The organism is Aquimarina sp. MAR_2010_214 (genome assembly GCF_002846555.1).
Lineage (GTDB): Bacteria > Bacteroidota > Bacteroidia > Flavobacteriales > Flavobacteriaceae > Aquimarina.
In genome coordinates this window covers 3,820,098-3,843,611 of record NZ_PJMS01000001.1, presented here as the reverse complement: position 1 = coordinate 3,843,611, position 23,514 = coordinate 3,820,098, and the positions used below count along the sequence as shown (strand labels likewise).

The following is a 23,514-nucleotide window of genomic DNA, read 5'->3' as shown; positions in this document are numbered from 1 at the left end:
TTGATTCCCAAAAATAGGGAAACAGTACCTAAGAATTTCTTAAAATGTTTATAAAACTCTAATGAACTAAGCGGCAAATTATTAAAAAGTGACTACACATGCTGAATATTGACCATGATGAGTAATGGATATAGGTAATTCTAAGGAATGTTCATCAATATTTATTATCGGGACTCCCCTACTATTCTTTCTAAAGTAAATCAATGGTGAAGATATATTAAGTTTTTTAGTGATGATTTCTTTTAGTTTAGAATGTACATCTACTTTTTTATCATATACTGAAGAGTAATATCCTTTATCAGATGATATCCTTGCAATACTATACACATATTCATCTTGGCTAAGTGTAATCGTTTTGTAGACATCGTTATCTACATTTACAGCGCCATTTAGCGTACATTGATAACTTTTGGGATTGTACTTCGGAAAAAAGTTAAATCGCCTCTGATGAGCTTTATATGCCGCCTCTTTCATACTCCAAAACTTCCAGATTTGTAATTCTATATTTTCTGAAGTATAAATATATTGTAGTTCTGTTTTGGTAAATATTTTTTGCAACCAACCTCTCCTCTGCCAATTACTCTGATGATTGGCCAATTGAAGGTCTACAATATCATTACCAATCATTTGGAAGCTAATTTATCTTCTATCACAGCTATTGAAGCCTTAATGGTTAACATCTTCTCCATCGAATCATTATCAATCTCAATATCAAATTCGTCTTCTACATCAAGTACTACATCTACCAGGTTGGCAGAATTAATTTCCAGATCTTTTATAAAATCAGTGTTTTCGGTAAGGGTATTAAGTCCTTTTTCATTTTGCACATACGGAGTAATAATTGTTTTTAATTTAGAAAGTAATTCTTCTTTTGTCATAATATAATTTGAGTTGATACTTATATTTAGTACTATTTTATGAGTATTTCTTAAAGATAACGCAAGCGTTTACATCTCCAAACCCAAAACTAGCTTTTGCTATAATTTTAGGAGAATAGTCAAAGGTTTTGGTAGGAATTCGATCTCTGGATACCATATTTTCAATTTCGGGGTGTAAATCTTCACAATTTATATTCCCAAAGATGAAATCTTCTTTCAATTGTAATACAGTTGCTACGCTTTCTATACTACCAGAAGCCGCAAGGCAATGTCCCACCATACTTTTAAGTGAATTGATGTACGGGAAATCCTGCCCTTTTCGCCCTAAGGCAATACTCCAATTTTGTATTTCGATGCTATCCATTGTTGTGGCGGTTAAGTGACCATTGATGGCATCGATTTCTCCCGGATCAATTTCTGCATTGGTTACTGCTTTACGAATACAATGTTGTACTGCTTCGCTATTTGGAGCTGTCATACTTCCTCCTTTACGTTGCCCGCCGCTATTTACATGTCCACCCAAAATTTCTGCATAGATTGTAGCTCCTCTTTTTTGGGCACTATCCAGACTTTCGATAACCAAAGCCCCTGCTCCACTCCCTGGAACAAAACCGCTAGCTGTAGCACTCATAGGCCGTGAAGCTTCAGTTGGGTTATCATTATACTTATACGGCAAAATACGCATAGCATCAAAGCCTCCCCATACATAAGGACCACTATCATTTGTACTACCAGCCAGAATAATTTCTGCTTTACCATCGCATATTCGGTCATAAGCCATCAAAATAGCTTCAGTTCCTGTACTACAAGCCGAAGAATTAGTGGTAACCACATTTCCGCATCCTAACATACCTCCTAAAAAAGCACTAATACCACTGGCCATAGTTTGAGTAACTGTAGTGCTACCCAATCTTCTTACTTTACCTTCATCTACTTTATAAATGGCTTCTCGAAATTTATCTACGCCTAATATTCCCGTTCCAAAAATAACCCCGACATCCCAAAGAGGTGTTTCAGAATCATTGATAGGTAACTTGGAATCTTTCCAAGCATCCATGCCAGCAATAACTCCGTATTCCATACCAGAAGCATTCAATCCATGTAATTGAATTGAATTAAAGTAATTATTTAAGTAATCATTGTTATATATCGGTAAACCAGCTATTTGACATGAAAACTTAAGATGATTTAAATTATCTATATAGTGTATACCGCTTACTCCATCACGAACATGTTTTTTAAATTCTGAAACGCTCGTTCCGTTTGGAGCAACTACACCTAAACCTGTTATAACTACACGCCTTCTATTCATTATTTATAGCTGAGTTAATAATCGATACTATTTTATTTATAGCAATTTTAGCTTCAGATAGTATCGGTAATATTGGCCATATATGCGGCATTCCTTTTCCTTTAATAACTTCTATTAAGCCTTGTGCCTCTTTTATTTTATCTATTAAAATCTCTTGATCAGGAGAGCATATGTCGTTTGTAGCAGTAAACAGGTGTACTGGTGGAAAATTATCAAAACCGCCGTACACAGGGGAAATCATCCGATCTTTTAGCGAAGATTGACCTGCACACATCTTCTTTGCAGATTTCACTCCTTTCACACTAAGAATCGGATCTATCAAATCAATTTCCTTAATTTTTGGGTTTGTTAAGCTGGCATCCACTATTGGTGTAATTGCTATTAACCTATTCGGAAGCTTATACTCTTCTTTTAGTAATCGCTGTGTAAGAGTCATAATCAAATTTCCCCCTACAGAATCACCTATTAAAATAATTCTAGAAGGATCGTATGCTTTCGCTGCTTCCAGATATACCTGATACACGCTTTCTGTTATCGTTTTAATAGTGTTTTCCGGCGCTTTTGGATAATCTACCATCCATGCACTAGAATGTGCTTGTTTTGCGATTTTAGCGATTGCTATCCAGTTTTCACGAGTCGGACCATAAACAAAAGCACCACCATGACAATACAATAATAATACATCTGTATTGGCTTCTCTTGGAACAATACTAGTTACTCTACTATTACATATCTCTTTGGTTTCAAACGTACTACCTAACAAAAGCTTTGTATTAGGAGTATGTACGTCTTGTTTTCTTTTTTTGCGATAATCAATAGGAGTTTGAGACCAGGATTTCTTTTCTCCTTTCAGCCTAAGAACTAATTTCACTAATGAATACCCTATACTCATTTCTTTATTTTATTTTTTAAATGCCACTCCTGCCACGATACCTTTAGCAACCAACACATCTTTAGAATTATACATCACCACCTTACATTTTAACTTACTAAATCTAAAATATTCTTTATTAGCTATTACGGTCACTTTCTCTTTAGGATAAACGGGTTGATAAAAATTAATATCACTACTAGTCATTGCTACTCCAAAATCAGCTTGATTCCATTCTCCTTTTAAAAGATAAATCCCAAAACATGCCATCCCGATTTGCGCCATACATTCGGTAAGGATCACTCCTGGAGTAACAGGGTTGTCTTTAAAATGTCCTGCGTAAAAATATTCATCTTGCAGAAACGTATAGTTTCCTTTGATATGATCATCATCAATCTCCATAATTTCATCTACAAACAAAAAGGGTTTGCTATAGGGCAGTTCTTGTATAATATCTTCTATAACCAAAATTAAACGAGTTTAAAATGCGCATCCATCTGGAAGCGGTTGTTTTATTTCTAAATCATTAGCAAATTCACTATCTAAGACGTTTTCTACAAACCCTTCACTCACATTACCTTTAAACACCTTATTACCATATTTACTTGTGTTCATATGTGCACGTACATACACTATTTGATCTTTTTTAATAGGAACTGGACCACCTGATCGCACAAAAGGCTGTTCACTCACATGGCTATGCCCTAAAATTCTTCTGTAAAGCAATTCTCCATCTTCAGAAATAACTTCCCACCAATTTGCATATTGATTGCATCCCGTATCCGGACTTTTGATACCAACACTGAAGGAATACTTACCTTCTTCTCCTGTTACTTCGACACTGATAATCTCTGCTTTATTATTATCTGCACCGGTAACCATATCTCCCGTACTATTGCCATCTTCTTTACAAGACAGGATGTAAAGCATAATTGGAAGACACAGAATTAACATATTTTTCATATTCAGTTCTATATTAGTTTAAATGTTCACCCCCATTCACAGGTATGATACAACCATTGATCCAGGAAGCTTCATCTTTACATAACAGATATACCACATTAGCCACATCTTCTGGTGTCGTAATTCGATTAAACGGATTACGCTGCTGGCTATGTGCTATTATCTGCTCATGACCGGGTATCATTCGTAAAGACTGGGTATCGACTGCTCCAGGCTGCAGGCAATTCGCTTTAATGCCATAGGGAGCAAACTCTAATGCTATACTTCTGGTAATCGCTTCGAGAGCTACTTTAGCTGCGGAAACAGCTGCATAATTTTTCCAAGCCTTGGTATTTCCTTCACTGGTAAAAGAAATAATTCTTGTATCCTCTGCAAACAATGTAGCTTTAAAAATCGATGTAACCCAATCATAAAGACTAATTGCCATAGCATCAATTGTCAAATGAAAATCATCATTCTTCAATACGTGTGTAGTATCTACCATAGGCTTTAGATTTCCTTTTGCAACACTGTGTACTACTGTTTTTATGCGCCCTTCATCGATCGTATTCTTTATTTCGGTAATGACTTCTATTCGTTTTTCTGGTTTCAAAAGATCGATATTAAACGAAATAAAATCAACTCCTGTTTCTCTAATTGTTGCAAATTCAGCTTCAATTTGATTCATTTCACTTTTACGATTGCGATGCACAATGATGATATTCATCCCATGTAAAGCTAGTTTTTTGGCAGAGGCTAAACCTAGTCCACTACTACCACCTAGAATCAGTGTCCACTCATTTTTATTGATAAAATCTTTATTCACACGCTAAATTTCAGTAATTATCGTATTGTTTTATTTAAACTTTTTCAGAGCTTCAATATCTTCTACATAGGTTTGGTAAAATTCTTCAACGTAAGGTCTTCTGCTATTGTATCCTTGGGCTAAAAGTTTCTTCGATTCTTCAAGAAGTACTATGATTTCAGAGGAATTAGTAGCTTCAAGTTTCATTAGTGTCTTTACTTTCCAATACAAAAGATCTGCATTTTTATTATGTTTAATCCCTAAATTGAATTTTTCTAATGCTTTTTCAAAATCTCCAGTTTCAAAATACGTAATTCCGTAGTACATAAAAGCTCTACTCTCAACATAATTCAGATCACCAGATTTCAATTCATGAGTAAAGAATTTTTTGAAATATTCTTGTGATTTTGAGTATTCCTTTTTCATTAAATAAGCAATACCTCTCATAAAATCAATATTTTCAGACTGCGGGTAATCTACAAAATTTGGTGTAAGCGCATCTAATTCATCAAAATCTTTAATGGCATTATCATAATCCCTATAAAAATATAAGTATAGATACCCTCGATAACCTTGCCAAGCTTCAGCATCATATTTGACGGCTTTTGCATACTTCTTCATAGCTTCAGTATTGATCCCTCTTTTTACTCTAGAAGCTCCCATTTCTCTATGTGCATCAGAAAAAGTCGAATCTAATGCGACAGCTTCATGTATTAAAAAATGTTCTTCTGGTGTTCCTTGATAGTAATATCGACCAAGACCTTGTATGAATTGTCTAGCAAAGACTTTAGCCTCTGCTTCTGTAAAATCCTTTTTGTATAAAACAGAGTTTTGGCTACAAGAACTAACTGATAAGAGTAACCAAACACAAAAAATACTAAGGTAAAATATCTTGAATTTTTCCATTTTTTAGAATAAAAGTTACATAGATATAAGAATCTCTTTTTATATTTCTAATCACACAAGGTTTCCATCTTTCTATACTAGAAACGATATCATACAAATGCATCACAGTCTGTTTAGAGAACTGTTTTTCGTTATAATCAAAATCAACCTCATTGGTAACGAATTTACCAGCTTGTCCCTTGCAATTAATAACAAACCTGAGGGTAAGATAGCCAGATTCATCATTCAACTTGCTATTATCAAGTTTTTTATCAATAAACTTTTTTAGATTTCCTTTACCTCCTATAAATCCGCTACGATCATTACCTCCATTGTAGTAATCCACTATACGAGCATGAGAAGAGCAGAGTGCTAGTGTAGCATCTGCATCTATAGTATCATCAAAATCAATATAACCAACTCTTTTTATGCCATGTTTAGAAAGTGTATCAAACTGTTCTGGAAGCAATTGTGCTACTAATATTCTTTCCTTAATTTGGGTATCTGTAGTCACAGTAGATTTCCACAATCCCAAATCCTGAACATAAATGGATCGAGAACGATATTGAAAAGTATCCTTAAGCGTTTCTCCAAAAAAAGTAGTTTTTGTAGTAATTTGTTCTATAATTTTGGCAGATTTTTCTTCTACTAAGGTGTCTTTAAGCATTAGTGTAGATTTATCAATTTTGATAGAAATAGAGTCTTTATTTTTTAGTTTAACGCTATAATAAGCAGTATCCTTATCAAAAGTGATGTAGTTAGCAGTTGTATTTTCTGGATATACGGCAGTAAGTGTATCCATAGGATAGAACCGCTGATAACTAATTTCTTTAGCATTATTATTGTTTATACTAAATTTTCTAGTAGATTCAAGTTTAAATGCAGGATTGTACATTTCTTTAACATATAGACTATCATTAATTTTCTTTATATAAGAATATTCTAGATTAGTTTTAGTGTCACTATTATTAGCAGGATACGCGGTAACATAATATTTATTTATAATTCCTTCGTTGATAGAGCATTGTGGAATAAAAAAGCGCTCATTAGGATCAACAATATTGTTACAAGAGTAGATGCAAATGATAAACCCGAATAGTACATTTTTTTTTATTTTCATTCAATAATTATTTAAGCTCATTAAAGGTAGCGGTAAATTTTGAAAACTGAAATAGTGAAGGATCGTTTTATTGAACTTTAGATTTAGAATTTCTTCCTTTCAAAATAGCCAAAATAATATTTATTATAAAAATGAATTGCCCTGTAATTACTACCAAAATACAGAACCATACAGATGAATTAGGGATGGATGTATTTGTATAATACCTTTTATCTAAAAAATAATCTAATAAAAATCCTTGGATACTATTTGTCAAAACAACCCCAATAGTAAAAATTAGATGCAATACATTTAATAAAGTTAAAGTTTTAAAATTAAAATTTTCTAACAACCAATATATAAAGCCCGTAAGTCCAAAAAACAAACTTAATAAAACTAATAATTGTTGTTGAGAAAAAACAAAATAGGTGTCGTGAACATTTACATCTAATGTTTGATCAGCCTTATAAAAAGATAGAAGCAACAATAAAGGAATGATGCTCCAGAAAAGTAAATGTGGCTTTTTAAGTAATTTTAGAAGCATCGTTTGTTTGAACTTTATTATATAATCTAATAGTTGCTAACTTACTATCCGCATGACTTTCTTCTTCGGTATAATCTTTACAAGAAAATATCACTCTGGTATAATTATTCTCATTTCTATTAATGGTAAAGTAAATTAATTTACCTTTTTGATCAAACCATCGTTTTGCCAATTCAAATTCTCTTTGTATTTCTTCACTTTCTTTATCAACCATCGATTTATTAAACTTTACTATTACACTCTTGCTTCCTTCATTATTAAATAAAACACCGTACAAGCAATACTTAAAACAAGGAGAAATGTTCCATAATACCTTGTTGATTTATTAAACTTGTAATTTTTCCCTTCAGAGAATTCTTTTTTTCTAAACAAGATATATAATCCTGTAATTATACCTACCCATGTCAAGGAGGGAATTATCAATATTATTTTCGCAAAAATTGGTATGCCATGTTCTTTTTCATTTCTCTTATAAAAAATTAGATAAAAAGGGAAAACAAATAATAAAAGGATAATAATAATCAAAAGAATTATTTGCCAAGGTCCCATCATTGCAAGTTGTATACTATTCATCGGTTTATTGAACTTTAGTGACTTATCTTATAGTTTTCATCTTTCAAACTTGTTAAACTTATACTGAAACCTTTTTCTTCAGGGTTTTTATCAGAAGCTCTTACTCAAATCCACCAATCATTTCCTGAATCCATATAGCTAATTTTTTCAACTATAAAGTATTTATCCGAAGAAGGATCGTATATCTCTTCATCAATATTGATATCACTAATTACTATTATATTTTTCATCGTTTTATTGAACTTTTGATAATAATTGTGCTTAAAAAAAAACGGCAATAGAGTATGCCAGTCTTTTTTTACCACTCTAGTAATATTCTTTGCGCAGAAAATCCGGGTCCAAAACTAAGCATGAGCCCAGTTTCTCCTGGTGCCGGGTCTTGTGCTAGAAATCGTTCTAATACATACAACACTGTAGCGCTACTCATATTACCATACTCCATCAAAACAGCCTTTGTGTCTTCTATATTTTTGCCTAAATGTCCAAAAAGTTCTTCTATGGTTTGTACTATCTTTTTTCCACCGGGATGAAAAATAAGATGATCTACTTCTTCTATGGTCTTGTTGTACTTTGCCAAGAAGGGATGAATCACATTAGGAAAATGGGCTGCAATGGTCTCTGGCACTTTAGGATCTAGTATCATTTGCAAGCCTCCGTTAGTTAGCTTAAATCCCATCATTGCTGTTGCATCATAAAAATGATACATTTCGTCTCCTATGATTTTTGGTCCTGTAGCATCTTCTTCAGATGATAATAATGTACACGCTGCTCCATCACCAAAAATAGCAGCACTTACCATATTGGTCATACTATAATCATCTAACTGAAATGTGGCTGTGGGCGATTCTATAGCAATCACCGCGGCTCTCTTTCCTGGATTAGCCTGTAAAAAGTTTCTCGCATAAATAATCCCCGAAACACCTGCTGCACATCCCATTTCTGTAACAGGCAACCTTACAATATCTTGTTTGAGATTAAGATCATTAATAATAAATGCATCAATAGAAGGAATCATAATGCCAGTGCAACTTACAGTAATGATATAATCAAGAGATTTAGGATGCCAATCAGCTTTTTCTAATGCTTTTTTTAAAACAGATGTTCCTAATTTTTTTACTTCTCGAATATAGATATCGTTTTTCTCTTCAAAAGAAGTCGCCGAAAATACTTCTTCAATACTCATGATCCCATAACGCTTATCTACCGCAGCGTTTTCAAAAATCTTAATTACTTTACGTCTGAAACGATCATTCTGAGTCGATAGCCATTCGGAAACAAAGGGCAATATCTCTTTTGTCTCTCTCATGTACTGAGGGAGTTGCTTGGTTACAGTAGTTATTTTTACACTCAAATTATATTTACTTTTTTAGTTTTACTCACTGGTGGTTTTCACAACCCATCGATACCGGAAAGCCCATTTCCAATCTATTTTGTACTCCTGTAAATGAAGTGCTTTGGCAAAATATAACAACTCTTGTTTTTTGAAACCTCTTTTTATAGAAACTAATCCATCATTTTTTGCAACATATCCTTTAATAAAAAAGAAACTGAATACTTTAAAGAGGTAGTATGCTAATGTGCTACGATGAAGATCATTAATTACCACTGCAGTTCTCGCTAGATCAACAGCTTTTTTTAGCACTTTTTTGATCTCCTCGTCTCTAAGATGATGTAATGTTAATGTACAAATAATGATGTCACAAGAAAATTCTGACCCTTCCATTTCTAAAATATCTTTGTTGAAAAATGATATTTCCGGATATGAAGTACTTAGTTTAATAGCTTGATCTAAACATTTACTATTCAGATCAATACCTACTAACTTCGTATTCTTTTTTTCTTTCCTAAATGAATCAGCAACAGCTCTTAACATTTCACCATCACCACAGCCTAAATCAAGAATTGTAATCTCTTGTAATGGATTCTGATTTCTAACCAATCTATGCACGGCATTAATAGTAATTGCATTACCTCCCAGCCATTTATTTGCTCTCGAAATATCAGATAAGGCCAGTTGTAAAGCTTTTTCTTCAACCTCTGGATTATCCATGAGTTCTACCTCATTACTTCTATGTTGTAAATTTGTTAGCATATCAAAGGCTCTCCATGGGTTTGTTTTATAATTCTAGGCACTATAGCTGGTATTATATTGGCTATAGTATAAGAGAGCTCTTGTAGTCTACCATTTAATAAGATTTTTTGTAATGCTCTGCCAGCATACAATCGTTTAGAAAATGCTTTATTCCATTGCTTAGTGTAGTTTGTTTCTATTATTTTCCTTGGAGTAATTAAGCCTTGATCATAATTATTTATTAGTAGCTCACTAAGTATCTGAGCACTTTGTATTGCCATTGCCATACCATTACCACAAAGAGGGTGAATTAAGCCAGCAGCATCTCCGGTCATAAAGACATGATCCTCAACTGGACTTTTCTTATCAAAATTTATCTGACTTATAGTAATGGGGGTACCAAATAGTGGTTCTGCATTCTTAAAAAATGTATTTAGATATGGATTTTTACACAGAACTTCCTTTTGAAAGATACCTAAATCTTTATGTTTTTTAAAACTATCATAAGTAGCCAGATAACACGCATTTACCATGTTATTCTCTACCATAGAAAGACCACAGTATCCTCCTTCAAAATTATGGAGAGAGACAGTATTTGAATCAAAATCTGCCCTGTAATGTGCTTTAACGGCCAACCAAGGAGATCTTCGATAACTAAAATTTCGTTGTAAAGCTTTATCAAGTTGAGTTCGCTTTCCATATGCACCAATAACATAATCAGTAGTTAACATTTTATTACCAGCCGTTTTAACCTGAAAATTATTATTCTCATAATGCACATCAATTACCTGATCATTTAGTAATTGTACGCCTGCTATTGCTGCTTTTTTCCAAAGCCAATGGTCTAGAGTATATCTACTAACTCCAAAACCTCCTAATGGTAATGTGCTTTGTATACATTTTCCTTTTTGTGTAGTTATATTAAATTTTGAAATCCTGGTAGGTTGTAAAACATTGATATCGATATCCAAAAAATCAAAATATGGGAGTACTTCATTAGATATATATTCACCACATACTTTATGTTTTGGATATATATTCATTTCGATAAGTGTAACAGGAATACCTGCCTTAGCCAGGTGAATAGCATTAGTTAGTCCGGCGAGCCCTCCGCCAATGATTATTATGTGTGAAGACTTATTCAAGTATTGAATATACATTAAAAATTAAGCATAAAAAAATCCCGACTGTATAGTCGGGATTTTAAATGTTTTATTACAAAAGTTTATTGTTTTACTTGCTTTTGTGCATCTTGCTTCATCTTGTCATTAGCAACAATACCAAGTTCAACTCTTCTGTTTTTTGCTCTTCCTGCTGGAGTTGCATTATCATATTTTGGAAGTGTCTCTCCGTGAGCATAGGTCGTTAAACGACTTTTGCTTATTCCTTGAGATACTAGATAGTTTGTTACAGCATTAGCTCTTCTTTGAGATAATGCCATATTATAACTATCATCACCAGTACTATCTGTATGTCCTTCTACAATAATATTAGTATCTGGATATTCTTTAAAAATACCTGCCAGCTTCTTAAGGTTTGCTTTTGATTTTGAATTGATATCAGATTTATTAGTAGCAAAGTATACTCCACTATTCTCATCAAACACTACATCAATACCTTCTCCTACTCTTGTTACTTCGGCCCCTGGTATTTCTGACTCAATCTTCTGAGCTTGCTTATCCATTTGTTTACCGATAACACCACCAGCAACACCTCCTACAACACCACCAATTACGGCACCAAGTGCAGAATTCTTATTTTTCACATTATTTCCTATAATTCCTCCTATTACAGCTCCGGCAGCAGTACCAATTACTGCTCCTCTTTGTGTCTTATTTGAGTTTTTAACGGCCTCACAACTTGTTAAAATTGTAACAGCCATTACAGCAACCACCATTTTTTTAAGATTTGTCTTCATCATTTATTGATTTGAGTTATTGTAATTTATTAAAATTCATAGTGATTACAAAAGGTTTCCCTTCTAAGCTTACAGTCATTTTCCATGTCATGGTAGCATCATCAAGGTGATCTAAAAGCATTCTGTAACCCGCATTATTATTTGTGCTTTTTTTCTTTTCGTTTATTGGTTTAAACATAAAGTAATATTCTCCATTACCTTCTGGTTTAGGAATTGTAAATCTAAAGTTTCTTGCACCTGTAGAAACACAACTACTTTGATTTACTTCATACTTTCCAGTATTATTATTAGGGATAAATTTCCATACACTCCCAGTAAAACATTCTGCAGAAGCATCATTATACAGATTTACTTCAAATATCCCCTGACGGTCATAAGAGATTTTATCAAGAGACCATTCCCCCTTTAGGGTCTTTTTTGCTGCAATAACGGTTTGTTGAGTAGTATTACATGAAGCTAGTAGTACAACTACTAGCGCTAACATAAGTTTTTTCATTGTTGTGAATTTTATGATATAAAAATAGCTAATAACGATAACGTTTCCAATATTATTATATTTCAAATCATATTTAATTATTATGAGCTAAATAATCCTAAAAACTTAGATGAAGTACACAAAAAAAAGGATAAAAGATTCTCTCTAACTTTTATTCTTTTCATTACTATTATAAAAACCTTACAATTTTTTATTTCACTATTATTATTTTTTTGGCACTCTGAATAACAAGACAAGACCAACGACAAAGAAAAGGATTAGGAAAAGAATAGAATATCGCACACTTCCTGTTACCTGGGCGATAATCCCGTATGAGAACATCCCGATTACGATACCTATTTTTTCGGATACATCATAAAAACTAAAGTATGAGGCTGTATCAACAGCATCTTCTGGTAATAATTTTGAATATGTAGATCTTGACAATGCTTGTATACCACCCATAACAAGGCCTACAATTGCAGCAGTAACATAAAATTCTGATGGTGTAGTGATTGTATAAGCATACACACAAATACCAATCCAGATGAAATTAATTACGATCAATGTTTGTATATTTCCGAATTTTAAAGAAGCTCTAGAAGTAAGATATGCTCCTAATACAGCAACAAGTTGAATTAACAGGATACTTATGATTAACCCGGTAGTAGGATTTTGTTCTCCCCAGTCTAATTCTTCGATACCAAAATAAGTTGCAATAAGCATAATAGTCTGTACTGCCATGCTATATACAAAAAATGCACTTAGATATCTACGAAGTTTTATATCATTTTGAAGTGCTTTCCATATCATTTTTAACTCCTTAAAGCCATTAAAAACTACTGCTTTGGTTAGCACATCTTTTTTATTCCCTTTGGGAAGATAATAATATGTGTATTGGCTAAACCCAATCCACCAAACTCCTACCATAATAAAAGATAATCTGGTTGGTACACCTTCACTTTCAAAACCAAACCAATCGTACTTTAAAATCATAACAAGATTAATAATCAATAGAATTACACTTCCAATGTACCCCAAAGAATATCCTTTGGCGCTAATAGCATCTTGCTGCTCTGGAAATGCGATATCGGGTAAATATGAATTATAAAATACCAAGCTGGCCCAGAAGCCTATTAAAGCCAGAAAATAACATAATAGACCAAACCAAAGGTGTTCGAGATTAAACCAATAAAGTCCAATACAGGATAAAGCACCTAAATAACAAAAGAATTTTAAGAAGTTTTTTTTATTACCAACATAATCAGCTATTCCCGAAAGTAAAGGGCTAATTATTGATACCGTTAAAAAGGCTAATGCAGTAACATAACTGATCAAAGAATCGTTATTAAAATCATACCCTAAGAAACGCACTGTATCATTAACAATATCTCCCTGATCATTTCTTACTATAGTTAGTGCTCCCCAAAAAATGGGAAAAACGGCTGAAGAAATCGTTAAATTATATACTGAATTTGCCCAATCGTAGAAAGCCCAGGCATTTAATAATCTCTTATGTCCCTTTGGTAGTAGTGTACTCATTTACTTAAAAAATTAAAATATATCCATCATTTGATGGATATGTTTATATAAAAAAAAGCTGTTCTGAATTAGCTCAGAACAGCTTCTAAAGTAAGTATAATCTTTTTAAGATTATAAACTTTACAATTATTTAAAAGAGGTTACTCCAAATTTTTTGGCTTCAGCCTTTGCAGCAGGGGCCCATGCCGTAAGATTAGCAATACGTGTATCACTTGATGGGTGAGTACTCATAAACTCTGGTGGTGCCTGACCTCCACTATTAGCTTTCATACGTTTCCATAATTCTGCTGCTTCATCAGGATTGTAACCAGCAATTGCCATTAATTGCAATCCTATACGATCTGCTTCAGTTTCATGACTTCTACTAAAAGGTAACATCACTCCAAACTGACTTCCTAAACCAAACGCTGTACCAACAATTTGTTGTGTTTTTTGATTTTTTCCGCTAACTGCAATTGCAGTTGCTGCTCCCGCTACTTGCTGTATTTGACCAGCACTCATTCGCTGTTGACCATGGTTTGCTAATGCATGCGCAACTTCATGTCCCATTATTGCAGCCATTCCTGTTTCACTTTTTGCTATTGGTAAAATTCCGGTATAGACTACTATTTTTCCTCCAGGCATACACCAGGCATTAACATTTTTGTCCTCTACCAGGTTATATTCCCATTTATAGTCTTTGAGATATCCTTGATAACCATTTGCATTTAACCAACGTTCTGATGCTCTTGCTATTTTTTGACCAACCCTAGTAACCATAACTGCATCAGATGTTCCTTTTACGACCTTATTCTCTCCCAAGAATTGGTTGTACTGCTGAAAAGCCATTGGTAATATCTGAGAATTAGGCACTAATGCCAATGTCTGCTTACCTGTAAATGGATTTGTCGCACAGGACATAAATAATAGAACAGTTCCTAATAGGACTATAGATTTTCGTGTCTTCATATATTAGTATTATCTTGAAATTTCATTTTGTTAAAATTACAAAAATAACAGATCACCTTCAAAAAAGAACAGCTAATATTTCCTTTAAAAAATCTATATAATACTGTATTGTTCGATAAAAGGTAATTTCCTCTATATAGATTCTGAATATAAAAAGATAAATTACTTAACCTTCTTCAAATAAAAGAGGGTATTTTAAAATGATTTAAATGAAAATTATTCTTCAAAATGATTAAATGTATCATAGTGATGCATTTGAACAGATTCTGGTTTAATAATGCTAAAAGCTGAAGTTGCTATATCATTTTTAATGATACCTGTAGCTGCTTCTTTGGCTGATTTCATATCACTCCAATACACAATATCGATATATTTTCCATCTCCATTTCTCGCTGTAGTTCTTTCAATAAATCCATAATATAATTTTAAAACATCATTTAGAGAAGCTAATGCCTTTTCTGCTTCTTTCTGTGAATATCCGGGATTTACTTCAAACAATACGACTTCTACTACTTTACTTCGGGTTTTCATTAATACAGGGTTTTGATTAGGTTTTGTTGTACAATTAAACAATAGGTTTATCATAATTGATTAGGATTAATTGTTTATGATTCTTGATTTTCATCAAAACTAAATCAGGCCTGTGACAACCCTATGTCAGTAGCTATTTTCTTTTGGGAAAGTTGAATAATTACATTGTTCGGCTCTTTTTTTATAATAATCCTCAAGACTAAAATATTTCGGAGAGAAAAGCTCCTGAGTTTCAATAAGATTAACAATCCGATCTGTTCTAAACTCTCGGTAATCCTTTCTTAATCTACAATGAGCAATCATAATCCAGGTATTGTTAGTGAAATAAGCTCCAAGTGGTTCAATTAACCTTTTACTATATTCTCCAGATGCTTTGGTATATTGAATTTCGAGCACTCTAAAATCTGTAATTGCTTGTTGAATAACTGATAAAGTAGTACTTGGGTGAATTGCAGTTCTATTATATGTAAAAACACGCTCTTCTAGGATTTTAAGTTTTTCTTTTTGTGTAGTTCTAAGTACTGCAATTACTTTATCTATGGCTTCCTGATACTCATTAATCAAGGATTGGTCATTATTAGTCTTTATAATTTTGGAAGCTGTAAGTAATGCATTAGCTTCTTTTTCGGTAAACATAACCGGTGGTAAGGAATATCCATCTACCAGATAATATCCTGTACCTGCTTCGGCACCAATTGGAACTCCTGCATCAGTGAGAGCCTGCATATCTCGATATATGGTACGTAAACTTACATCAAACCTGTCTGCTAATTCTGCTGCCTGAACAATTTTTTTGGATTGTAATTTTACTAATATGGCTGTTAATCGATGTAAACGTTTCATTATTCGGTTTCATGTTCATCAGATGACGGTAAAGCATCATCAATTTCACTTAAATCTGTTGTGTTATTAATAAAATATTCAGCTTCTTCAATATTTTCATTAGGCTCTACTGGAGTAAGTTCTTGAGGAGGGTTCATTTTTTTATCTCGTATCATTCCTCCTGTCATAATTAAACTTGTTCCTATAATCACAAATAGTAAAATACCTGGTTCGAATCCTTCAATTGCAGCTTCTGTCGGAATAGCATAAAACAAAAGTACTGTGATCAATCCTCTTGGTGCAATAAACAATTGGGGTGAAATGTCTTTCCCCATAAAAAGACGTAGCAATCCATATCGTATAGCATAAATAGAGATTAATATCAAAAGACTAATTAGAGTTACTTTTAGACTTAATAAGGAAGAAAGTACAATAGTAATTCCAAAAATCACAAAAAACAATGTACGCACAACAAATGCTGTTTCAGCAGTAATTACATGTAACTCATGATAGATCGATTTTGCTTTTTCGAGATGAAGATATCCTCTAAGTTTTCCTTGAAAAAATAATTTCATATTAGCGATAACTAATCCAAATATAAGAATGATTATTAAGGATGATAAATGCATTTTTTTTCCTAAAGCATACAATAATAAGAGTACTGCGATAAGTAAGAATAATTTCACCTGGCTTTTGATCTTCTGAAATATCAGGATAATTGCATAACTAGCCACCAAAGAAATCACAATCGTAAGAATCAGGTTAAGAAAAAAACCACCTACTCCTGAATCTTCTGCGGGATTTAATCTTCCGGTAAGGAAATAAAACAACATAATTCCCAGAATATCAGAAAATGTACTCTCATAGATATGGAATTCTTTTTTTGCTATTGGTAGTGATGACACGCTAGGTATAATAATTGCACTGGATAATATAGACAGTGGCGTGGCATACAACCATGCTGATTGCATTGTCATCCCTTTTACTAATGCTTTTAGAATCACTGCTGCTATAAACGTAGAAGCTACCAATCCAATTAAAGCAATTGCCATTGATTTAAGGATCGGCATGAGTTTATCACTTTTTAACTCTAACTCTAAGGCCGCTTCGAGTACAATCATAATCAATCCAACAATACCCAGCACTTCTAGCATTGGAAAAAAATCAAAAGATCCATTTCCAAAAGCTTTAATTCCGTATTGAATAATGACTCCTAAAATGATTAACATTAAAACAGCAGGAACATTTGTCTTTTTCGCAATTCCGTTAAAGATAAATGATAAAATAAGGACTATCGAAACTTCAATAATCAGGTTATAAGAAGAAAAAATATCCATAGGGAGGTCTTGGTTGATTATATTAGATGATCTATAAACGAATGAAAAGATAGTAAATTATTTTAAAGTAAAAGAGCTGCCACCAACTACTTTATACTTTCATATAAGTATACTCCAGAAATAGAGGTTTTTATCAAAAGATAATTATAACAATTTATTTCATCTATTGTATTAATTAAACACCTATACATATCATTCAAGAAAGCATTACCTCCATTGTAAAAGAGATAACCCAACTCCAATAGTAGTTTGTTTATGATTATAATCAATAAGACTTTCTCCATACCCATGAAATACCTGAGCATGAATCTGTAAGAGGTCGAGGACTTTTATAGCATAATCTAACCTAATACTACCTCTATTTCTACTTCCTCCTCGTAATGAATGTCTAGCGATTATACTCACATCATGTCTCCCTTTCGAAAATGCAGATAATAGTTCTGCTCTTCCCACATAATTTTCTATTCCCGGATTATTATCTTCTATAGGGGTTTCTTGTACCCTCCACCATGGCCGTAAGACAATGCTTAAAGAAGGGGTTTCCCAACCAAATTGCAAAATAACCCGGTTCCAACTCCTCGATAAGGGGTTTGATCTGCCATTACTTTGATGATTAACACCAATCCCAGCAAATACACCATTCACCCCCCAAATTTTATAGGCCGTAGGAAAGATTAACATGAACTCTGGTTCGTAATTAGTTTCTCTAAAAGGTCTGGAGATATGTGCACTGTATAGTTGCCATCGCGAAGACTGAGTATAGGCAATCCATAAATCACCGCCGATTTTTTTACCAAATATGTTTCTTATAGCTTTGGTTTTAAAACTAAGTTGAAATTTTAATTCAGTATTAGAAAAATCAGAAGGTTCATCTACAGCATTTATTTTATTATCACTTGTTGGTTGATTATTTATATTGCTAGTATAGTTGGCAAATAAGAAATAAACGGGCTTATACGGTACTATTTTAAAAAGCTTTATAGTATCATTATTGATTTGCCAGCGTTGAGACAGATTCCCTCCCGGATCGTGAATCATGGTTTGTCCTTTACTAATAGAATAGGTAAAGACCAATAAAATTAGAGAAATATATATTTTTACTAGTGTTATTTTCTTGCTCTTAATAATCAGTTATGTGAAATATATCAATTTAAAAAAATAGGAATGGGTAAATATACATACTTTTAACAAGTAATAATTTATTGTCTAGAATTCTGTTCGGAAAAGTCAAAAATTAAAAATCAAAACGATAATTCATTTTAAAGGCAACTCCCCAATTTGTGCGGGTAATATCTTTGTTATAATTATCAGAAACAACCAAATAAATATATGATAAAGGTTTGTATTCCCATTGTAGTCTGCTATTGATATTAAAATTATCTTGCTGTGTATTGTACTGCACATAGGTTGTCCAGTTTAAACGATTTGAAAAGAAAATTTGCCCTGTAAAACGAGTTAAATGAAAAGTTTCTTTTCCTAATAGATTCAAATCAATTTTATTAATATCATATCTTACTTCTAAATTAGCAAAAGGTAATAGCTGATAATTTAGATATGCTCCTGCAGCTATTCTTTTTCCGCTATAATAATTTCCTTTTTGAACATTAAATCGATACCTTAATTTTTGATTATTTGCAGAGTTGTATCCTATTTTTAAAATCCCAAAGCGATACTCATCTGGGAGTAAAGAATTACCATTCCCTAATGGATCAAAACCATATCTTAAATCAACATAATCATATTTAAATACATAATATAAAGCCGATAGGTTTTTGAAAAATATAGCCGAGTTTAAGAAATGTGATGACTGGTTCAACTTACCATGTTCATCTAGATAGGTGTCATTACTATAATTTAAATAACGAACAGAGTTTAATGTTTTGGATTTTTCATAAAATTTCTGGTATTCTAATCCTACAGTAGTTTGAGTATAACCTTCTCTTACAATAATATCATTAATGGCATCGTAGTTGTTTAATCTTGGTGTGAAACCAACATCTGTTATATAATTTTTACCAACATTTTTGATTGAAGCATTCCATTCTAGCCCTCTTTTATTAAACCAAATTCCCGCATTATAAAAACTATTGTCTTTAGAAATTCTATCATTAAAGCTTTTTCCAAAATTTGCCAAACCGAGCCATTTATTATTATCTGATTTATAATTCACATTAACCCCTGTTACTCTATTATAATCATTGGTAAATTTAAACTTATCTGTTTGTTGTCGGTTGATAAAAAAGCCGGTTGCTGTAAAGTTTTTCGATAACTGCTGTTCGGTAACAAGAGCTCCAAAGTTTTCTGATGCAATTTCATTTTCCTTATCAGTTTGTACGTTTAAAATTCCAATTCTAGTTTTTGGAGATACATTTCCTGATAATTTTAATCCAAATTGAATATCTGAATTTGCCCCAATACGTCTTGAGTAAAAAGGATTTACGCCATCAACTCCTAGATTTGAAAATAGATCTGAGTTTTCAAGAAAAAAATTACGTCTCTCGGGAAAAAAAACCGAGAAGCGAGTTAGGTTTGTTACTTGTTGATCAATATCTATCTGCGAAAAATCAGGATTTATTGTTGCATCTAATCGTAAAGAAGAGGTAACATTATACTGCACATCCAGACTTGGTTTAAATGTAGTTTCTGTATTATTCTCTACAACATCGTTCTGATAGTTGGCGGTAATAGATGGTGTTGTCGTAAAACGCGAATTTGATGTGTTGGGTAAAGCTTCAACGGTCATTTTTTCTGTAAATCGTAAGTCAAAAAGACGATAATTACGTTTTACATTTTTAAAAATAGTCCAGGAATTTTTTTTAATATCCCTAACGTAAAATTGAACTCCAAAAACAGCATTATTCGTATCAAAATTTAATGCTTTTAAAGGAATAGCTATTTCGTACTGTTTTTGCTTACCATTAATAAATGCTTTAGCTTTCCATATTGTATTCCAACTTGTACTAAAATCATATCCTTCATTAACACGTTCGACAATACCATCTATTTGTGTACTATAGCTATTTACCGAAAAATAATATGCGCTTTGTTGTTGATTTTGTGTGTCTAAAACCATGGCAAATCCATCACTTAGCCCAATAGGAACATCCCGTTTTAAAGAACTGACTTGTGTTTTTGATGTGGTATCATTATAAATTAAACTCACATATAAATATTCTCCATTATGAAATAGTTGTACTGATGTTTGATTTTCGGCTAAACCTTCATCTGTTGGCATATAATTATAAAACCCAGTGTATTCAGGAAGTTCTTTCCAAATAGTTTCATGTAACTGTCCGTCTATGGTAATTTTAGCATCCTTAAATTGAATTGTTTTCGTTTGTGCCTGAGTATCCAGAACAGATAAAAAACAAAGGGTTATCAGAAATATTCTTATCATGTCTATATATTAATAATCTATAGCCTTGTTGCTGTTTTACTTATTATTTTCCAATCTCCTTTCAGCTTTTTTAGTAAAAAAAGATCCATTAGCTTCAAATTTCCATCAGGAATAAAAATTTCGACTTTGGCAGTGGCTATATCATGGTATATATCGATCGATAGAATGTTTCCTTTCCTTCCACTAAAGACTCCTTTTTTCTTATTCTTAAAAAAACTGAAATAATCTGTCGGAGTTAATTTTTTAAATGTGCCTCTTACTGTAAGGTATAAAGTCGCATCAGTTGCAAAGGCGCTTTCTAGTTTTTCTAAATCATTATAAGAACTCCCTGTGATATATTTTTTAAGCGTTTTTTCAATCATTTCCTTCTCAGAAAATGAATAGTTTATTTCGGGAATTCTCGTTAAACTTTCATAAAAAAGTTTATCATCACTTACAAAACTTTTATCATAATCAATTACTCTGTTTTGATTCATATTATGATAATTCCTCATAAGCAATTGCTGTTTTATATGTGCTATACTATCATTTTTGTTTTGTGATAAAGCAGAAAAAAAACAAAACAGAAGTGTAATAAAAAGTAGATGTTTCATGATTTTATGTTTTAAGTTTATTCAAAACTATGATTGATATACATCCCTTTTTTATAAAGTAGACCGAAAGGGCAGTTTAGTCTATTAAGGTTTAATTGGGTTTTGGTAGGTGATTTTGACCTATTGGTAGTTATAAATACTAGCTCCGTAGATAATTAACCCTTATACAAGACGTATAGACTATCTTTGTCGATAGCCTTATGAAATCATTAAGAACATATTTTAATACACCGGGAGTACGTCATATCTTATTCTGGCTGTGCGTATTTTCATATTTCACTCTTTCCGTTAATATTGATAACTATATTAGTTACAGAGAATTAATAGATTATTCTATTAGTTTTATTGTTTTACAAATAATAACGGCATATACATGCATTTACATTTTAGTTCCTCATTTTTTAAATAAGGGTAAAAAAATCTCTTTTGTACTACTGGTATTGATTCTATTAATTTGCATGTACATTCTGTTTATTCTTTGTAAAATGTATTATTTCGAATCCAAATACATAGAATTTTACAGTGATGAAGCAAAAAAATATACTGAATATTCGTTTTTGAAAAGGTTATTTAGTTTTTCAGTATTTTTCTCTAAAAGCATTAAGTTTTTAACACCTACTGCCCTACTCTTGATGTTTCGGTTTTATAAAAATCAACAGAATTATCTAAAACTTAACGAACAGAAAAAAATAGCCGAATTAACTGCATTGAAAAATCAATTAAATCCACACTTTCTATTTAATACACTTAATAATTTATATGCTTTGGCTATAAAAAAGTCAGACCAGACACCTGAAGTCATTGAAAAACTATCAGACATTTTAGATTATATGCTATATCGCTGTAATAGCAAATTTGTTTCTATCCAAAAAGAAATAGAGTTGATTGAGAATTATATTGCTTTAGAAAAAATACGCTACGGAAATAGAGTTCGTATTTCTTTTCAAAATAGTAGTACAGAGGACTCAAAAATAGCTCCGTTATTGTTATTGACTTTTATAGAAAATGCTTTTAAACATGGTGTAACTCAGGAACTAAAGGAAGCTTTTATTTCAATCACAATTAGTTCGGATAACAATCATATCATTTTCAACATAGAAAATTCTAAATCAACTATACCCGTTGGAAATAAAAATCAGCAGTGCATAGGACTAAATAATGTTCAAAAACAATTAGATTTACTATATGGAGATGATCATTCTTTGGATATTAAGGAAGAAAGTGATAAATATTGTGTTCGTTTAATTTTGGAAGCTAAATAATGTATAGATGTTTAATAGTAGATGATGAAGAATTAGCCAGAGAGCTGATAGAAACGCATTTGAAACAGTTAGATGATTTTGAGTTAGTGGCATCCTGTAATAGTGCTATAGAAGCTAGTAAAGTTTTACAACAACAATCAATTGATTTACTCTTTCTTGATATAGAAATGCCTGTATTAAATGGTACAGATTTTTTTAAAAACCTTATTGTTAAGCCTCATGTAATATTTACAACAGCATATAGAGATTATGCTCTTGATGGGTTTGAGTTGAATGCTGTTGATTATCTTTTAAAACCTATAACTTTTAGTAGGTTTTTTATGGCAACCGAAAAATTCGTTACATTACAAAATACGCGATCAATCTCAACCGAAGTTGAGAAGAATAACACTACCCAAAAGGATGATTTTATTTTTATACGCGAGGATCGAAAACAAGTAAAGGTCTTTTATGATGATATTCTATATATAGAAAGTGTAAAAGACTATATTAAGATTCATTTATCCCATAAAACCAGGCTAATAAAATATAGTTTAACAGCATTCGAAGATAGATTGGATGAACGGTTTATAAGAACACACCGTTCCTATATCGTAAATCGAGATAAAATTACAGCATATACAAAACAAGATATTGAAATTGATGCTATTGAAATTCCCATTGGGGAAAATTATAAAAAAAATATATCTGATTTGTAGCCATTATTGTA

Annotated in this window: 27 protein-coding genes; 2 read left to right on the top strand and 25 right to left on the bottom strand. The window is 32.2% G+C overall.

Going from position 1 to position 23,514, the window contains the following annotated elements:
• Positions 1 to 81: 81 nt before the first annotated feature.
• From ATE84_RS16535 to ATE84_RS16415, 25 genes are all read right to left on the bottom strand, one after another.
• Positions 82 to 627 carry a 4'-phosphopantetheinyl transferase superfamily protein gene (locus tag ATE84_RS16535; protein WP_101449019.1) on the bottom strand — a complete coding sequence of 182 codons (546 nt, stop codon included), beginning with the start codon at positions 625 to 627 and terminating at the stop codon, positions 82 to 84.
• A complete protein-coding gene (locus tag ATE84_RS16530; RefSeq protein WP_101449018.1) occupies positions 624 to 878 on the bottom strand; it encodes an acyl carrier protein in 255 nt (84 codons plus the stop codon). The genes ATE84_RS16535 and ATE84_RS16530 overlap by 4 nt, the downstream gene beginning before the upstream one ends.
• 37 nt (positions 879 to 915) lie before the next feature.
• A complete protein-coding gene (locus tag ATE84_RS16525; RefSeq protein WP_101449017.1) occupies positions 916 to 2,190 on the bottom strand; it encodes a beta-ketoacyl synthase in 1,275 nt (424 codons plus the stop codon).
• Positions 2,183 to 3,082: an alpha/beta hydrolase gene (locus ATE84_RS16520; RefSeq protein ID WP_101449016.1), complete on the bottom strand. Its 900-nt coding sequence runs from the start codon at positions 3,080 to 3,082 to the stop codon at positions 2,183 to 2,185. Before ATE84_RS16520 ends, ATE84_RS16525 begins: the two co-directional genes overlap by 8 nt.
• Positions 3,083 to 3,091: 9 nt before the next feature.
• Positions 3,092 to 3,529: a 3-hydroxyacyl-ACP dehydratase FabZ family protein gene (locus ATE84_RS16515; RefSeq protein WP_101449015.1), complete on the bottom strand. Its 438-nt coding sequence runs from the start codon at positions 3,527 to 3,529 to the stop codon at positions 3,092 to 3,094.
• Between the two features lie 12 nt (positions 3,530 to 3,541).
• A complete protein-coding gene (locus tag ATE84_RS16510) occupies positions 3,542 to 4,024 on the bottom strand; it encodes a hypothetical protein (protein WP_143273657.1) in 483 nt (160 codons plus the stop codon).
• A 13-nt stretch (positions 4,025 to 4,037) separates the two neighbouring features.
• The gene (locus ATE84_RS16505) at positions 4,038 to 4,829 is read right to left on the bottom strand and encodes an SDR family oxidoreductase (RefSeq protein WP_101449013.1); all 792 of its coding nucleotides are present in this window, start codon (positions 4,827 to 4,829) and stop codon (positions 4,038 to 4,040) included.
• A gap of 30 nt (positions 4,830 to 4,859) precedes the next feature.
• Positions 4,860 to 5,714: a tetratricopeptide repeat protein gene (locus ATE84_RS16500; RefSeq protein ID WP_101449012.1), complete on the bottom strand. Its 855-nt coding sequence runs from the start codon at positions 5,712 to 5,714 to the stop codon at positions 4,860 to 4,862.
• A complete protein-coding gene (locus ATE84_RS16495) occupies positions 5,686 to 6,813 on the bottom strand; it encodes a hypothetical protein (protein WP_101449011.1) in 1,128 nt (375 codons plus the stop codon). Before ATE84_RS16495 ends, ATE84_RS16500 begins: the two co-directional genes overlap by 29 nt.
• A 67-nt stretch (positions 6,814 to 6,880) precedes the next feature.
• On the bottom strand, positions 6,881 to 7,336 hold the full coding sequence (locus ATE84_RS16490) for a hypothetical protein (protein WP_101449010.1): 456 nt from the start codon (positions 7,334 to 7,336) through the stop codon (positions 6,881 to 6,883).
• Positions 7,317 to 7,550 (bottom strand): hypothetical protein, encoded by a 234-nt coding sequence (locus ATE84_RS16485; protein ID WP_101449009.1) that lies wholly within the window; start codon positions 7,548 to 7,550, stop codon positions 7,317 to 7,319. Before ATE84_RS16485 ends, ATE84_RS16490 begins: the two co-directional genes overlap by 20 nt.
• 20 nt (positions 7,551 to 7,570) lie before the next feature.
• Complete coding sequence (locus ATE84_RS16480; protein WP_101449008.1) at positions 7,571 to 7,909, bottom strand: hypothetical protein; 339 nt, start codon at positions 7,907 to 7,909, stop codon at positions 7,571 to 7,573.
• Between the two features lie 298 nt (positions 7,910 to 8,207).
• Positions 8,208 to 9,215 carry a type III polyketide synthase gene (locus tag ATE84_RS16475; RefSeq protein ID WP_369828528.1) on the bottom strand — a complete coding sequence of 336 codons (1,008 nt, stop codon included), beginning with the start codon at positions 9,213 to 9,215 and terminating at the stop codon, positions 8,208 to 8,210.
• A 66-nt stretch (positions 9,216 to 9,281) separates the two neighbouring features.
• Entirely contained in the window at positions 9,282 to 10,001 is a 720-nt protein-coding gene (locus tag ATE84_RS16470) for a methyltransferase domain-containing protein (protein ID WP_101449006.1), read from the bottom strand.
• Positions 9,995 to 11,125 carry an NAD(P)/FAD-dependent oxidoreductase gene (locus ATE84_RS16465; protein ID WP_101449005.1) on the bottom strand — a complete coding sequence of 377 codons (1,131 nt, stop codon included), beginning with the start codon at positions 11,123 to 11,125 and terminating at the stop codon, positions 9,995 to 9,997. The genes ATE84_RS16470 and ATE84_RS16465 overlap by 7 nt, the downstream gene beginning before the upstream one ends.
• A gap of 80 nt (positions 11,126 to 11,205) precedes the next feature.
• Positions 11,206 to 11,898, bottom strand: a complete 693-nt coding sequence (locus ATE84_RS16460; RefSeq protein ID WP_101449004.1) for an OmpA family protein — start codon at positions 11,896 to 11,898, stop codon at positions 11,206 to 11,208.
• A 16-nt stretch (positions 11,899 to 11,914) separates the two neighbouring features.
• Positions 11,915 to 12,394 carry a lipocalin family protein gene (locus ATE84_RS16455; RefSeq protein ID WP_024770202.1) on the bottom strand — a complete coding sequence of 160 codons (480 nt, stop codon included), beginning with the start codon at positions 12,392 to 12,394 and terminating at the stop codon, positions 11,915 to 11,917.
• Between the two features lie 204 nt (positions 12,395 to 12,598).
• Entirely contained in the window at positions 12,599 to 13,915 is a 1,317-nt protein-coding gene (locus ATE84_RS16450; protein ID WP_101449003.1) for an MFS transporter, read from the bottom strand.
• Between the two features lie 126 nt (positions 13,916 to 14,041).
• The gene (locus ATE84_RS16445; RefSeq protein WP_101449002.1) at positions 14,042 to 14,863 is read right to left on the bottom strand and encodes a M48 family metallopeptidase; all 822 of its coding nucleotides are present in this window, start codon (positions 14,861 to 14,863) and stop codon (positions 14,042 to 14,044) included.
• A gap of 216 nt (positions 14,864 to 15,079) precedes the next feature.
• Positions 15,080 to 15,394: a hypothetical protein gene (locus ATE84_RS16440; RefSeq protein ID WP_143273656.1), complete on the bottom strand. Its 315-nt coding sequence runs from the start codon at positions 15,392 to 15,394 to the stop codon at positions 15,080 to 15,082.
• Between the two features lie 126 nt (positions 15,395 to 15,520).
• Positions 15,521 to 16,237 (bottom strand): YafY family protein, encoded by a 717-nt coding sequence (locus tag ATE84_RS16435; RefSeq protein WP_101449000.1) that lies wholly within the window; start codon positions 16,235 to 16,237, stop codon positions 15,521 to 15,523.
• Complete coding sequence (locus ATE84_RS16430) at positions 16,237 to 17,553, bottom strand: cation:proton antiporter (RefSeq protein ID WP_101448999.1); 1,317 nt, start codon at positions 17,551 to 17,553, stop codon at positions 16,237 to 16,239. Before ATE84_RS16430 ends, ATE84_RS16435 begins: the two co-directional genes overlap by 1 nt.
• Before the next feature lie 207 nt (positions 17,554 to 17,760).
• Positions 17,761 to 18,591: a phospholipase A gene (locus tag ATE84_RS16425; protein ID WP_143273655.1), complete on the bottom strand. Its 831-nt coding sequence runs from the start codon at positions 18,589 to 18,591 to the stop codon at positions 17,761 to 17,763.
• 196 nt (positions 18,592 to 18,787) lie between these two features.
• Positions 18,788 to 20,950 carry a DUF5916 domain-containing protein gene (locus tag ATE84_RS16420; RefSeq protein ID WP_101448997.1) on the bottom strand — a complete coding sequence of 721 codons (2,163 nt, stop codon included), beginning with the start codon at positions 20,948 to 20,950 and terminating at the stop codon, positions 18,788 to 18,790.
• Positions 20,951 to 20,967: 17 nt separating this feature from the next.
• Complete coding sequence (locus tag ATE84_RS16415) at positions 20,968 to 21,543, bottom strand: nuclear transport factor 2 family protein (protein WP_101448996.1); 576 nt, start codon at positions 21,541 to 21,543, stop codon at positions 20,968 to 20,970.
• 557 nt (positions 21,544 to 22,100) lie between these two features.
• On the opposite strand from ATE84_RS16415, the gene ATE84_RS16410 reads away from it, so the two are divergent.
• Together ATE84_RS16410 and ATE84_RS16405 are read left to right on the top strand one after the other, a co-directional pair.
• The gene (locus ATE84_RS16410) at positions 22,101 to 22,805 is read left to right on the top strand and encodes a sensor histidine kinase (protein ID WP_158237270.1); all 705 of its coding nucleotides are present in this window, start codon (positions 22,101 to 22,103) and stop codon (positions 22,803 to 22,805) included.
• Complete coding sequence (locus ATE84_RS16405) at positions 22,805 to 23,503, top strand: LytTR family DNA-binding domain-containing protein (protein ID WP_233195829.1); 699 nt, start codon at positions 22,805 to 22,807, stop codon at positions 23,501 to 23,503. The genes ATE84_RS16410 and ATE84_RS16405 overlap by 1 nt, the downstream gene beginning before the upstream one ends.
• Positions 23,504 to 23,514 lie beyond the last annotated feature (11 nt).